Annotated in this window: 13 protein-coding genes and 1 riboswitch; of the genes, 2 read left to right on the top strand and 11 right to left on the bottom strand. The window is 65.2% G+C overall.

Annotated features, from left to right (window positions below):
* Nucleotides 1-42 precede the first annotated feature (42 nt).
* From OXM57_07110 to OXM57_07145, 8 genes are all read right to left on the bottom strand, one after another.
* Nucleotides 43-1,068 carry an alcohol dehydrogenase catalytic domain-containing protein gene (locus OXM57_07110; GenBank protein ID MDE0352445.1) on the bottom strand — a complete coding sequence of 342 codons (1,026 nt, stop codon included), beginning with the start codon at nt 1,066-1,068 and terminating at the stop codon, nt 43-45.
* Nucleotides 1,069-1,603: 535 nt separating this feature from the next.
* The gene (locus OXM57_07115) at nt 1,604-2,125 is read right to left on the bottom strand and encodes an OsmC family protein (GenBank protein ID MDE0352446.1); all 522 of its coding nucleotides are present in this window, start codon (nt 2,123-2,125) and stop codon (nt 1,604-1,606) included.
* A gap of 283 nt (nt 2,126-2,408) precedes the next feature.
* Nucleotides 2,409-2,491: riboswitch (SAM riboswitch) on the bottom strand.
* Between the two features lie 120 nt (nt 2,492-2,611).
* Nucleotides 2,612-4,219 carry an iron ABC transporter permease gene (locus OXM57_07120; protein ID MDE0352447.1) on the bottom strand — a complete coding sequence of 536 codons (1,608 nt, stop codon included), beginning with the start codon at nt 4,217-4,219 and terminating at the stop codon, nt 2,612-2,614.
* Nucleotides 4,194-5,174: an iron ABC transporter substrate-binding protein gene (locus tag OXM57_07125; protein ID MDE0352448.1), complete on the bottom strand. Its 981-nt coding sequence runs from the start codon at nt 5,172-5,174 to the stop codon at nt 4,194-4,196. Before OXM57_07125 ends, OXM57_07120 begins: the two co-directional genes overlap by 26 nt.
* A 642-nt stretch (nt 5,175-5,816) precedes the next feature.
* Nucleotides 5,817-7,070, bottom strand: coding sequence for a DUF4143 domain-containing protein (locus OXM57_07130; protein ID MDE0352449.1), 1,254 nt, complete (start codon nt 7,068-7,070; stop codon nt 5,817-5,819).
* A gap of 179 nt (nt 7,071-7,249) precedes the next feature.
* Complete coding sequence (locus OXM57_07135; GenBank protein MDE0352450.1) at nt 7,250-7,810, bottom strand: DUF1697 domain-containing protein; 561 nt, start codon at nt 7,808-7,810, stop codon at nt 7,250-7,252.
* Nucleotides 7,811-7,920: 110 nt separating this feature from the next.
* Nucleotides 7,921-8,310 (bottom strand): PIN domain nuclease, encoded by a 390-nt coding sequence (locus OXM57_07140; GenBank protein ID MDE0352451.1) that lies wholly within the window; start codon nt 8,308-8,310, stop codon nt 7,921-7,923.
* Entirely contained in the window at nt 8,307-8,510 is a 204-nt protein-coding gene (locus OXM57_07145; protein ID MDE0352452.1) for a type II toxin-antitoxin system VapB family antitoxin, read from the bottom strand. Before OXM57_07145 ends, OXM57_07140 begins: the two co-directional genes overlap by 4 nt.
* A gap of 371 nt (nt 8,511-8,881) precedes the next feature.
* Between OXM57_07145 and OXM57_07150 the strand changes: the two genes are divergently transcribed.
* Complete coding sequence (locus tag OXM57_07150) at nt 8,882-9,700, top strand: aspartate/glutamate racemase family protein (protein MDE0352453.1); 819 nt, start codon at nt 8,882-8,884, stop codon at nt 9,698-9,700.
* Between the two features lie 17 nt (nt 9,701-9,717).
* Nucleotides 9,718-10,233: a hypothetical protein gene (locus tag OXM57_07155; protein ID MDE0352454.1), complete on the top strand. Its 516-nt coding sequence runs from the start codon at nt 9,718-9,720 to the stop codon at nt 10,231-10,233.
* An 87-nt stretch (nt 10,234-10,320) separates the two neighbouring features.
* On the opposite strand, the gene OXM57_07160 is transcribed toward OXM57_07155, so the two are convergent.
* Genes OXM57_07160 through OXM57_07170 form a run of 3 tightly spaced genes read right to left on the bottom strand, consistent with a single transcriptional unit; the run spans nt 10,321 to nt 12,875 of the window.
* Nucleotides 10,321-10,710 carry a Rid family hydrolase gene (locus tag OXM57_07160; protein ID MDE0352455.1) on the bottom strand — a complete coding sequence of 130 codons (390 nt, stop codon included), beginning with the start codon at nt 10,708-10,710 and terminating at the stop codon, nt 10,321-10,323.
* Between the two features lie 24 nt (nt 10,711-10,734).
* Nucleotides 10,735-11,871, bottom strand: coding sequence for a Xaa-Pro peptidase family protein (locus OXM57_07165; GenBank protein ID MDE0352456.1), 1,137 nt, complete (start codon nt 11,869-11,871; stop codon nt 10,735-10,737).
* Complete coding sequence (locus OXM57_07170; GenBank protein MDE0352457.1) at nt 11,868-12,875, bottom strand: amidohydrolase family protein; 1,008 nt, start codon at nt 12,873-12,875, stop codon at nt 11,868-11,870. The genes OXM57_07165 and OXM57_07170 overlap by 4 nt, the downstream gene beginning before the upstream one ends.
* Nucleotides 12,876-13,036: the final 161 nt, after the last annotated feature.

Raw genomic sequence — 13,036 nt, forward strand, 5'->3', positions numbered from 1 at the left:
CGTCTCCGGATATCGGGCCAACTGGACATTTTCAGTACCCTCCTAGGCCAGGGCGAGGATCTGGCGGCCGAGCACCCGCCGTTGCCTCAGGTTCTCCAGTGCTTCGCTCGCTTCGCCGAGCGGGTAGGTGGCGGCCACCGGTACCGAGATGTGCCCGTCCGCGGCCAGGCGGATGGCGTCGGCCAGGTCGCGGACCGTGGCGGCGACGGTTGAGACCCATACGGTCTCGGGCAGGATGAACTCGATCGGATGGACCTCCAGCGACTCGCCCGTGTACCCGGTGGAAACGAACCGGCCGTGCTTGGCCAGGGAGCGGAGGCCGGCCAGCATGGTCTTGGTCGTTCCGACCAGCTCGAAGAAGAGGTCCGTACCACGACCTCCCGTCAACTCACGGATCCGGTCGGGCAGGTCGTCGTAGCCCGCGGCGTCGGGCACCACGACCCCTCCGGAGGCGCCCAACGACTTGGCCATCTCCAGCTTGTCCTCGGTGTCGGCGACGGCGAGGACCCGGGCGCCGGCCAGGACGGCGACCTGGAGGACCATCGAGCCGACGCCGCCGATACCGTTCACCACGGCCGTCTCGCCGACGCTCATGTTCGAGAGGCGGGCCGCATGGACCGCGGTCATACCGGCGCATGCCAGGACGGAGGCGGTTCCGAAGTCCACGTTGTCGGGAAGCGCCACCAGGTTGCGGGCCGGAGCGGTGATGTACTCCGCATACCCACCGTCCAGGTTGAAGCCGAACTGCCCGGGCTCGTTGTCGCAGATGTTCTGGCGACCGACCAGGCACTGCTCGCACGCGCCGCAGAAGATCTTGTTGTAGACAGCTACCCGGTCGCCGACCGACACGGTCGATCCGTCGCCGACCTCGACCACCACTCCGGCCGCCTCATGTCCCACAGTCATCGGGTACTCGTCGGGCTGGATCATCCCTTCGAGAACATGCAGGTCGGTGGCGCACACCCCCGCCGCATGGAGCCGGACCAGGGCCTCGCCGGGTCCCGGAGATCGTCTCTCCACATCGTTCACGTTCAGGTTCAGGTCTTCGTGAACCTGCGCGGCCTTCATCGTTGGCATTCTGCTGACCTCCGTACGTCCTGGTGGGATGAATCCTCCACTGTGCCCCGGACCTGCCGTCCGAGCCGAGCGCGCCAAGGCTCGGCCCCTGCCTCGATCACCTAAGTTAGCTGCATCCGGGTTCGCCCTGCGGCCGGTTGCCGACCTTCTTCCCACGGATCCCCGCACGGGTATCCGGGTTCACCCGACACCATTCGTGGTGGCGCGATGTGTTCGCAGGATTGCTGATAGATCACCGATCTCCGGCTACCGGCTACTCCCGAGGCCGCCAGCCGATCCGTACGTTGACAACCCCGCGAACACGCCCTTCCAGGCTTCTCGCAAGACCCAGGTCAGAGGTGCCGGCGCCAGGTGGTAGGGCACGATCGCGCTCCACCGCGCATACGGGGGATTCGACATCGAGGCGGTCGACGATGAGGATGCTCCGGGATCGATCGGCGCGGGGACCCGCTCGGGATCCGGCAGTCCCCCAGCCTGCCGAGGAAGTCCGGGAAGCCGGAGCGGGTCCGCCGCGACGATTAGTCGATCAGGCCAGTTCTACGTTCAGCGGTACCGGGTTGCTGAGCGTGTGCCCGACCGGGGAGCTGTTGACGACCTTGTCGTGGAGGGCGGCAAGCTGCTCGTCCGTGGCGTCTGAGTCCAGGTGGACCTTCACCGACAGGCCGCCGTAGCCGGCGTGGCCGGGCTTCAGACCCAGGAAGGTATGCAGGTCCAGATCGCCGCTGACCTCGATCTTGAGGTCGTTGATCTCGACTCCGGCCGCCGAGGCGTTGGCGGCGTATCCGACCGCCAAGCAGTTGCCCAGCGCTCCGAGCACCTGCTCCGCCGGATTGGGGGCGGTGTCGGTTCCGCCGAGCCCGGCCGGCTCGTCGGACGGGATCGGGTCGAAGTCCCGGATCGAGACCTCGGAGCGGAAAGCGCCCGTCCAGTTCACCGTGGCCTGCCATTCGGTCTGGCCCTGCTCCGGGTCGTCCGCCACGGCGGCGACCAGGGCGCCGACCGCCTGCAGGTCTACGTCATTGAGTTGCTGTTCGGTTTTGGTAGTCATCGATGGCCCTTTCGTTGTCGTACCCGTCCGGGTGCGCGTTTGCGACACCGGATGGGCGGATTCCTGACGCCGGGTTTGCTCTCGGGTGCTGGCGATCAGCAGGACAGGACGAGCTGTCCCGGGCTATTCACCCGAGAGCACGAACACGCGCGGTTGACCCAAGCGGGGAAGGCGCGGGCCGGCATCGGGCCGAAGGGGGTTCCGTGAAGGTACATGGGCAGCGGTTCTCCTTTGTCGTTACGCGCTCCGTAGTGAGCGCCGACAGCGGAGTCCGCCGCAGGCTGCCTCATCGATCAGGCATTGGCACCGAACGAATCGGTTGCCGCGGTTTCGTAGGGCCTGTCCCTCCACCGCTCTTGATAAGCGCGTTGTTGGGGAATGTTTGCACCCGACCGTGCTGGTGTCAAGGTGACAGCCGAGTCTGTGCCGAGAGTCACGAGAAAACGCCGAGGCCTACCAAGCCGGCCTTGTCCTGAAGACGGGTCGTCACACCTTCAACTCGCTACGCAGCACGAACATCCATGTCAGGAGGCCCGACAGCAGGATCAGGACCAACGAAGTGATGCCCACCTCGGCGAAGAACCCGTCCTCTGCTGCGTTCCATATCCTCGTGGCCAGCGTCTCGAACCCGATCGGGGCGAGTAGCAGCGTGGCCGGCAGTTCCTTGAGGGTGGACAGCAGGACCAGGCCTCCTCCGGTCACGAGACCCGGTGTTACCAGCGGCAGGTCGATGGTGAGGAAACGGCGGCGGGCGGAGACTCCGAGAGTGCGGGCGGCGTCCTCGTAGCGCGGGGGCACGTCGTTGATCGCCGCCTGGGAAGCCCTCATCGACTGGGCGCCGAAGTGGAGCACGTAGGCCAGTACCAGCAAGGGGAAGGTCTGGTACACGGCCGCCAGCGGGCCGGGCGCCCGGATGGCCCAGAAGACGATCGCCAGAGCGACCACCAGCCCGGGTAGGGCGAACACGGAGGTCACCGACGCGGCGGCTGAACCCGACAACCAGTTCCGCCGTCTCGCGGCCGCGTATGCCACGGGCAGTGTGACGGCCACCGCGCACACTCCGGCGGTGACCGATGCAACGGCCGAGTTGAGGATGGGCCGGATGAGAAATCCGAGCCCGTCCCCGATGCCCGAGTAGCCGACCCCGACCGTGGTCGAGCCGCGGATCACCCAGAGCAGGAACACCGCGATGGGAGCTACCAGCGCCAGCCCGGCCACTCCGCCTGCGAGCACTGCGGCCGGGGCCGCCGACCTGCGTAGCCGGTACCGCACCTGCGCCCTCCCGATTCCCTTCCCGGGTTGGCGGCCTGGAGCGGCTGCGCGCTCGATCAGCGCCACGATCAGTGCCAGGACGGCCAGCACCAGCCCGAGCGTCAGAGAGGTGGCCCGGTCGAACAGGCGAGAGGAGAAGATGGCCCGGGTGATGGTGTCGTAGCGCATCAGCGCCACCGCACCGAAGTCGCTCAGTCCGTAGAGGAAGACCAGCATGGTTCCGGCGGCCACCGTGTCGCGTATGTTCGGTATGACCACGCGGATCAGCGTGCGTCCCGGATGGCTGCCCAAGAGCCGAGCGGCCTCTTCCAGCGTCGGGACCGTGGTGGAGAGCCGTGCCAGGACGGGGAGGTAGACGTAGGGATAGCTGAGCGCCGTCAGGACGATGAATGCCCCCCAGAACCCTTCGATTCTGGGGAGGAAGGGCACCAATCCTCCCCGACCGAAGGCCGATAGCAGGGCGGTGGCGCCCACGAATGAGGGGATCACCAGCGGAAGCGGCAGCACCACACGCCAGAACCGGCGTGCCACCAGGTCGGTCCTGGCCACGAGCCAGGCAAGGGTCGTTCCGAGGAACATGCACGACACGGCCGTAGCGGAGGCGATCAATAGCGAGTTACGCAGAGGTCGCAGGGTGCGCTCGGTGGCGACAGTCGCCCAGAAGTCCCCGCCGAGGCTCAGGGTTCCCCACGCCAGGTAACCGATCGGGAAGAGGAAGAGAAGGCCCGATAGCGCCACCGCCACCCGGAGACCGGGGTGGCGGTTCTGGCGACGGGCTATGGCCGGAGCCGACGTGTCAGGAGGTCTCGAGCCCGCTTTCATCGATCAGTTCCTTGGTCCGCTCCAGCCCGCCTCCGAGCCGATCGAAATCGTAGGTGGCAACACCTATGCTCGAGAGGGGGGGCAGTACGGAGGATGGTGCCACACCGGCCGCCAACGGGTACTCGAAGGTCTGCTCGCTATAAAAGCTCTGCGCCTCTTCTCCGAGCATGAACTCGACGAGTTGATCGGCCAACTCGGGTACGTCGCTGTTGGAGAGCACCCCGATCGCCGTGACGATCAGCAGGGAGCCGATGTCGCGGTCGGGGAAGTAGTAGTTCTCCGAGGCGACACCAGGATCCTCGGCCTTGGCCCGGAAGTTGTAGTAGTGGTTCACGAGGCCTATGGGGACATCGCCACGGCCCACGGCCTGGACAATGGCCGTATTACCGGCGTAGGCACGGGCGTCGTTGGCCTCCAATCCCCTGAGCCACTCCAGCGTCGCCTCGTCGCCGTGGACCTCCCGCATCGCGGTCACGAAGTCTTGGAACGAACTGTTGGCGGGCGCCACCGCAACTCTTCCCCGGAATCGCTCGTCGGTCAACTCGAAGACCGACGCGGGCAGTTCGGCAGCATCCACGAGATCGCGGTTGTAGACGATGACGCGGACCCGTCCCGACATCCCCACCCAGAGGCCTCCGGCATTCCGGAACTCTTGGGGGACCGCCTGGAGAACGTCCGGATCGATGGGCCGGAGGTGGCCCTCGCCGGCCAGGAAACCCACGGCGCCCGGGCTCTGGGAGATGAACACGTCTGCCGGGGTCCGGTCCCCTTCCTCGTCGATGAGCAGGGCCAGGTCGGCCGACTTGCCGTAGCGGACCTCGACCTCAATTCCGGTGGCTTCGGTGAAGTCCTCGAGGATCGGCCCGATCAGATTCTCGGTACGACCCGAGTACACCGTTATCGTCTCGTCCCCTCCACCGCAGGAGGCCCCCACCAATCCAAGGACTACCGCCAACACCGCGACCGCACATCGCCTCACGTCTGTCCCTTCCGTCTCCGGGTTCCAGCGAGCAGCCGGCTCGCCAACTCGGGAGAGAGTAGGCGGGCTATAGGATGATTGTCAAGCTACCCGATGCTACAAGCTTAGGGTACCCTAATTACCCGCAGTTGGAGGCGGACTCGCACGCTGTTCAATTTGCTCGACGGATGTCTCCCCCCGGCTAGTGCCTCGACGATCATGTGAATCGAGCGCCTAGCTGGCGCATCATTTCGAACGTGTTCTCGCATTGGACATTCAAGAAGCTACAAACGTTTGGAATCTTTAACTTCCTTCTAGAGTTAGAAGGGACCCCTTGTGTCACAACCACACATCCCGAGTAGGCGGCGGCGCCGATAAGGAACGGATCGGCTCGACTCAAGATGTCGGCGATGGCGTGGTTCCGGTAGTTCAGCGACCGTGCCCAGGTAGCGATTGAATTCACGTGAGCCGCTACCGGGGAAGGGTCCGACTTGATATGGAAGATAAGGTCCTCTCGTTCCCTCACCCAGTCAGCAAGGTCGTCCCCGCCGTATATTTGAGAGCCGGAGTGGATTTCAACTCTCACCAGAGATCACCCGTTACAGCCTCGGGGGTGCGCTGGGAAAGTGAGAGATCAGGCTAGTGCCAGAGGATGCTGATAGGAGCGGCCCAGATTCGGTCGGTCCCTTGGCTTCGGATGTTGCTGATGTGGGTGCCGGTAGTGAGGACCAGTCCCAGCCTGAACCGGTCACCGACCTTTTGGGATAGCCACTCGATGTGGCGGGTGTCACCGGGCCGGTGCCGGTTGGCCGACTTGACTTCGATGGCCACGATGCCGCCGTCCTCGGTCTCGATCACGGCGTCGATCTCGCGGGCGCCTTGGTGGGTGCGGAGGTGGCTCAGCGCATCTCGCCTGCCCATTGCTTCTAGTTCGGCGCGGATCTGGTTGAGGGCGAACGTCTCGAGGACCCGGCCGTAGAGGTCGCCGTTCAGTTTCAGGCGGGCCAGGGGCACGTTCATCGCCGCGATCAGCAACCCGGTGTCGCTGAACAGCATCTTGGGGGACTTGGCGAGATTGGGGATGTCCTCGCTGATGAATGCGGGCACTTCGACGGTCATGTCCATGTCGAGGAGGATGTGCCGGTAGTCGCGGTGGGTTCCGGGGTTGACGCGGGCGGCGTTTCGCAGGCTTCCGTCTTCGGGTGAGCGTGCGGTGTGGAGGGCGGCGGCGGTGAGGTATCGGCGGAAGAGGGAGGCTGAGCGGCGTGTTCCGAACAGGGGCAGGTCTCGTCGCAGCAGAACGCTCAGGTAGTCATGGCTCCATTGCTGCGAGTGCTCCGCGGAGCCTTCTGGAGCGCACTCGGGGAAGCCGCCGACCGCGGCCATGTCCAGGTATCCGAATATGTCGGGTGTGTGCGCCGGCGGGGCTTGGGGTGGAGTTCCCGCCAGCAACCCGGCGACTGTCGGGGCATGGCGCGGATCCGCAACCCGCTCGCTCAGCTCCCTCATGTTCATCGGGTTGAGCCGCACGACCGCCGCCCGTCCGGTCAGCGCCTGGAACTCGGACCGGCTCTGCGGGTCGGGCGAGCCGGTGAGGACGAATCGTCCGGGCCTTCGGTCCCGGTCGACGGTTCGTTTGATCGCCAGCACGACCTCGGGGGCCAGTTGCCACTCGTCCACCAGCAGCGGCTCCCGATACTGGGAGAGGGCGGCCTCGGGGTTGTCCCAGAACACGGTGCGGGTGGCCGAGTCGTCGAGAAACGCGCTAGACCTCGCCGACTGGATGGCCGTGGTGGTCTTGCCCACGCCCCTGGCGCCGGTCACCAGCACGACGGGATGGGTGCTACGAGCTCGCGCCAGCTTTGCGTCCACAAGGCGGGGGATGTATCTCACGTACCGCAGCGTAGCAGTGTTCGGAGGAATAGTGTAGCAGTATTCTGGACAACAGCATAATAGTTCAAAGGGCTACAGCGTAGCAGTGTTAGCTAATCGGGGCTCCGAAAAACCGGGGCGAAGCAGACTCCGGCGCCTCTGGGACGCAAGGGCCTCCTACCGAGGTCAAGCGAGCAGCTTTAGTCCTCCACAACACGCTGATCGAGGAGGCTCAGCAGCTTGGTGGTCGTCCTCCAGTTTCGGATGGTCATGCTCTGATAGAGCGGGCTGCGGGCGATCCGGCTCATCCGGCTCTGCGACAACCGCTTGCTGAGGCGTGAGAAGTAGAGCACCCCTTCACCTGGCCAGACCTGGTCAACGCCGTCACGCGGATCTACGACCCGCATGGCTTCGTCGCTCGACAGCGGCGCCTTCAGGAAGATCACATCCGAGTGATAGATGTCCGGCGCGGCGCCGAACCCGGACGGCGCCCTGTCGACCACGTCGCGGTACTGCCGATGCGAACGCACCACTACGACCACCGACAGCCCGAATCTGTCAGCGAGCACCCTCTCGATGTCGGACTCCAACGACGTCGGGGGTGTGGCGGACTCGAACAGCACGTTGCCGGATTGGATGTAGGTTCCGACCGCCGCGTACCCGGCGTCTTCGAAGGCGGCGCGCAAATCGGCCATGCGGACGATGTTCCTGCCGCCCACATTGATCCCCCTCAGCAACGCCACAAATCCGGCTCCCGCCATGCCCGGGACCCTAGTGACGGTCTCTCCGGCCGGAAGGAACCGATCCGGTCCGCGCCATCCGCGACCTCTGCCGTGTCCTACAAGAGGTCGTCAGTTAGAGATATCGCTTCTCAAGTGTTCACCACCTCGAGAGCGCTGTGCCGGGCGATGGTGTCGAAGTCGCGGTCGGCGTGGAGGATCGGCGTATCGTTCCGGAGCGCAACCGCGGCGATCAGGCAGTCGATCAGCTTGCGAACCGTCTCGCCGCCGCGCCGGCACGAGCGGTACAGGAGTGCAGCGTCCTCGTAGTCGGACGGCCTGGTCGGCAGGGTTACGGCTCTTGCCAGCAGGCGCCGAAGGGACTGCAGGTGCTGCTCGTCACGGGCGCCGGCCAGCACCTCCATGCGTATCGCGTCGCAGACGGCTATCTCACCATCCAGAAGTTCCTCCACGCGATTGCACACGGGGCTTCCTGTCCCGCGCAAGAAATCCACCCAGGCGGACGTGTCGATGACGATCACAGACGGCGGGAGGCCCGCATCTCGTCGAGATCGCCGTCCCAGCCTGAACCACGCATCGCACGGGCCTCTGCCAACGTGAGAGGCTCGGCGGCCAGGGTCCGCAGCGCCAGGTTCACGGCCTCACGCTTGGTATCCAGCCGGTAACGCCGCATTACTGATGCGCATGCCGCGTCGTCGATGTCGATGTTGGTACGAGCCATACACCTATGATACACCAATCGGGCCGGGCATGATGCGGCGACCCTCATGCCGCAGGGCCCACGTACGGCCGGGTAGGGTCGGGTTTGTGTTCTATGTTTGCGGCTACCGGAGTACGGCCTGGCTGTCCGTCCCGTCTCGGGGTCCGGCCGGGTTGGTGGGGGACGGGCTCCGCCCATGATCGGGTGGATACTGGGGATCCTGTTGGCGCTGTGGATCCTTGTTCTGCTCGGGGTGATACTGCTGGGTGCCTGGACACTGATCAAGAAGTGGCGTAGCAAGCGGCGACAGGAGTGAGGCGCTGATCGCATCTGCCTGGAGTTCCGGGTCCGGGCTACAGTGACACGCCGAGGGCAGACCGGGTGAGGGCTGGATGGGCAAGAAGATGAAGATCGTGCGGATCAACGGCTTCCGTATCCCGGGTTTGAAGTACCCGAGCAAGCCGCTGCCCGACCTGCTGGAGTTGAAGAACGACGACACCGAGCTGGAGGTCCGGGACGCTCCCGACGCCTTCGTTCACTTCGTGGAGCAGAACTACGAGAACGAGATGGTGGCGGTGCTCCATGCCCGGGAGGCGTGGAAGGTCGAGAGCGAGGGGGACGCGGACGCCATGATCATCCGCTGCAACGGCGAGCCGGGTGTCAAGGCGGCCCGGGAGTTGTGCGACACGCTGGTGATGGGATCGGCATGCGCGGTCCAGCACGTCGCCTCGATGCTGGGTCGCAAGTTCTCCTACGTGATAGCCGGCAAGGAGGAGGGCGATGACGGGATCGACATCGACCACACGAAGGACACGCTGATCACCGCCGCCCAGCACTACGGCCTCGAGCACAAGCTGGCCTCGATCCGCAATGTCAACGTGCCGCCCACCGGTTTCAACGAGTTGATCGCCACCGACGAGGAGCTGGAGCCGGTGTTCACCGCGGCCCTGGAAGAGGCCAAGAAGGCGGTCTTCGAGGACGGCGCCGACGTGATCATCGGGTACGGCGGCCCCCGCCTCCACGACTACCTGGTGAAGCACCTGTCTCCCTACGGGGTTCCGGTGCTGAGCACCGACCAAACCCTGCTCAAGGTGACGGAGATGCTGGTGCAGCTCGGCCTGTCCCAGAGCAAGCGGACCTATCCGAAGCCCCGCCAGATCTACGACTTCCACGTGACGGCCGAGGTGGTCAGTCCCGACCTGCCCGCCTGACATCACAGGAGCCCGAGGTGGCTACGACGCTATCGGCGCTATCGGAGGAGATCGCTTCCTGGGACGGGAAGTCCTCCGCCATCTTGCAGTTGACATATCAGTGCCATAGCGATGAAGACGGTTTTCTTGCCACGGTCCTGGAGCATATTTCAGATGTCGCACTGCAACGGGCGGCAACCTGGCTGCTGAAGAGACATCTTGAGGACGGGAACTCACTGTCCGTTGCGGCGTGCCGTGCGGTCTTCCGCGGACTCTCCGTGCAGGAGCACTGGGAAGCCAAACTGCACATCCTCCAGTGCCTGCCCTATGTGGACATTCCCGAGGACGACATTGTCGGTCTAGAGCAGTTCCTGGATGCGTGTCTCGAGAGCGAGCGCAAGTTCGTCAGGGCATGGGCCTACAACGGATTCAACGAGCTGGCGCTCCGCTTCCCCCGATACCGGGAAGAGGTAGACGCCATGCTGGCCCGGGCCGGCGAATCGGAATCTGCGTCGGTCCGGGCAAGGATTCGCAACATGCGGAAAGGACGATGACTCGTCCGGCTCATCTCGTATTGGCGGGGAGCGACGGCGGCGAGTAGGTCCTGTATGGGTCTGCCTGTGTAGGGGAGACCCGGTACGTCACTCCTCTAGGACGGCCGTCATAAGGACGTGGATGATCATCCCGAAGCCGAGGTCGACCAGGTGGGTGTTCCGGGCCGGCCGGTCCCCGTCATCGGGGAACATCTTCAGCCACTCGTCGTTGACGAGTGAGCGGTAGGCGTTGTCCTTGATGTTGAAGATCACCAGGCCGATGTCGTCGGTGGAGCCGCCGGCGTTCTCGACGATGGTGCGCATGTGCTGGAAGACCAACTCGACCTGGCGCCTAGGGTCGTCCGGGATGGCCCCGGTCTCGGGGTCCATGGCGTGGATGCCGCTTGAGAAGACCATGTTGCCGACCTTGGTGGCCATGGGGATGGGCATGTTGCCGTGGCTGACCCCCGGCACGTCGATGTTGACTCTTCTCGCCATGGCGCTCCTTCCGGACCTCCGTTGTCAGACCGCGACCAGGTCCCGGCTGTAGGCGTTCAGGCACTCGGCCCCTCCGGGCCGGCAGACGAACATGTCCTCCACCCGCACCCCCACGGTGCCCGGCCAGAAGATCGACGGCTCGATGGTGAACGTCATGCCCTCCTCGAGGACGGTGGTGTCCTCCTCGGAGATGAAGGGCCGTTCGTGGGTGTCGAGGCCGATGCAGTGGCCGGTCCGGTGGCGGAACCAGTCGCCGTACCCGGCATCGTCGATGACCGCCCTGGTGGCCGCGTTGACCTCCGACGCGGTCGCCCCGGGTACGGCGGCCCGGCGGCCCGCCTCCTGGGCGGCCACCACCAGGCCGTAGGCCTCCCGGTAGCGGTCGTCGGGCTCGCCGATGTGGACGGTGCGGCCGAAGTCCGAGCAATACCCGTCCACCACGGTCCCGAAGTCGAACGACACCCCCAACCCCTCCACCAGGGGTTCGGCGGTCAGGCGGGTGGACGCGTCCCGGTCCAGGGCAGGACCCATGGCGAACACGCCCGTGTCGAACGAGGGGTACTTCCCGCCGTGCTTCCTCATCAGGTACTCGACCCGGCTGGAGATCTCGAACTCGGTGACCCCCGCCGCCACCGAGGAGGTGATCTCGCCCATTGTCAGGTCGCAGATCCGCCCCGACCGGCGCATGGCGTCCAGTTCCACCGGTTCCTTGACCCGCCGCAGGGCGTTGATCTCGTCGTCGAGGTCCACCAGTTCCGCCCCGCCGGTCAACTCCACCATGCGTACCGCGGTCCGTGAGAACGTCCGGGCCGACAGGCCGATCCGCCGGATGCGGCCGAACCGGGCCAGGGTGCGGGCGAACACCTCCACGCCGTCGTCCAGGTTGCGGACCTGCACCACGTCCCCCTCCACGCCGCCGGGCAGGTTGAAGGAGGAGTAACCCTGGGGGACCACGAAGACCGGCTCGCCCTCAGGACGCAACAGGGCCCCCGTGGTCCACTGGTGCGCGTACTCGATGTTGCCGAACGAGGGCGCCCGGCGGGGGAAGCCGGTCAGGTACTCCAGGTCACCGGAAGGAAGGCACATGGCGACATCGACGGACAACTCGGCGAGCCGAGCCTGGAAGCGGGCCCGCCGGGAGTCGTGATCGAAGCCGCTCACGCAGGACCGGCGGCGCCGGTTCCCTCCCAACGGGTGAAGACCTTCTCGGCGTTGCGGTAGAAGACGGCGTCCTTCTGATCCTCGGACAGGAAGTCGATGCTGTCGATCACCGGGCCCAGATCGTCCATGTACTTGCCGGTCTTGCGGTCGATTCCCGACCCGATGCCCGGGGTCTCGGTGCCGAACAGGCAGTGCTCGGGCCCGACGATCTTGAACAGCAGTTCAAGCGAATCCTTGTTGTAGAGCACAGTGTCGAACCACAGCTTCCGGAGGTCCTCCTCGAAGTCCACCTTGCCCTTCTGGACCCGCTGAGCCTGCCAGCGCCCGTACTGGTAGGGGACCGAGCCACCCCCGTGGGAGATGATCAGCTTCAGGCTCGGGAAGTCCTCGAACACATGGGAGTCCATCAGCGACATGACCGCGATGCCCTCCTCGGTGATGAAGTGGTTCGAGTAGGACTCCCGCGGGTTCTGGCAGGACGTGGCGTGGACCAGGCCGGGCACGTCGAGTTCAACCATCTTCTCCCACAGCGGGTACCACCACTCGTCGCCAAGTCCCGGCGTGGCGTTGTCACCCTCGCCGGGATCGGGGTTGACCACGCAACCCACGAAACCGAGCTCGGTCACGCAGCGCTCCAGTTCCTCCACCGCGTTGGCCGGGCTGACCCCGGCGCTCTGCGGAAGGCCGGCGACTCCCACGAAAGCTTCGGGGTACTCCGCCACCTGGGCGGCGATGATGTCGTTGACCGTCTCGATGAACCAGTGGACGATTATCTCCGGCTTGCGGGAGTGCATCATCGAGTAGGGCCGAGGCGAGATGAACTGCCTGTCGATGCCGTGGCTCCGGAGGCGGTCGATGTGCCAGAGGCACGATTCGAGGATCTCCTCCTTGGTCGCCCGGATCTTGCCCTTGCCGTGGAACTTCCCTGCGGCGATCAGGCCTGCCTGGTAGGCGTATAGGGCTAGTGGTGCTGTTACGTGGCCGTGGACGTCTATGAAAGGCATAGGCCGCAAGATACGACGGGCATCGCCCGACCGTCAAACCGGATTCGGAATGTTCATGTTATATCGGTGGAGCCGATGGATCGATTCGGAAATCATCGTTGGACACCTGCTCGCATTTCCCTTACCTTCGGGCTACGACCACTAATGGAACGGGCCAGGAG

This window comes from bacterium, from assembly GCA_028820935.1.
GTDB lineage: Bacteria > Actinomycetota > Acidimicrobiia > Spongiisociales > Spongiisociaceae > Spongiisocius.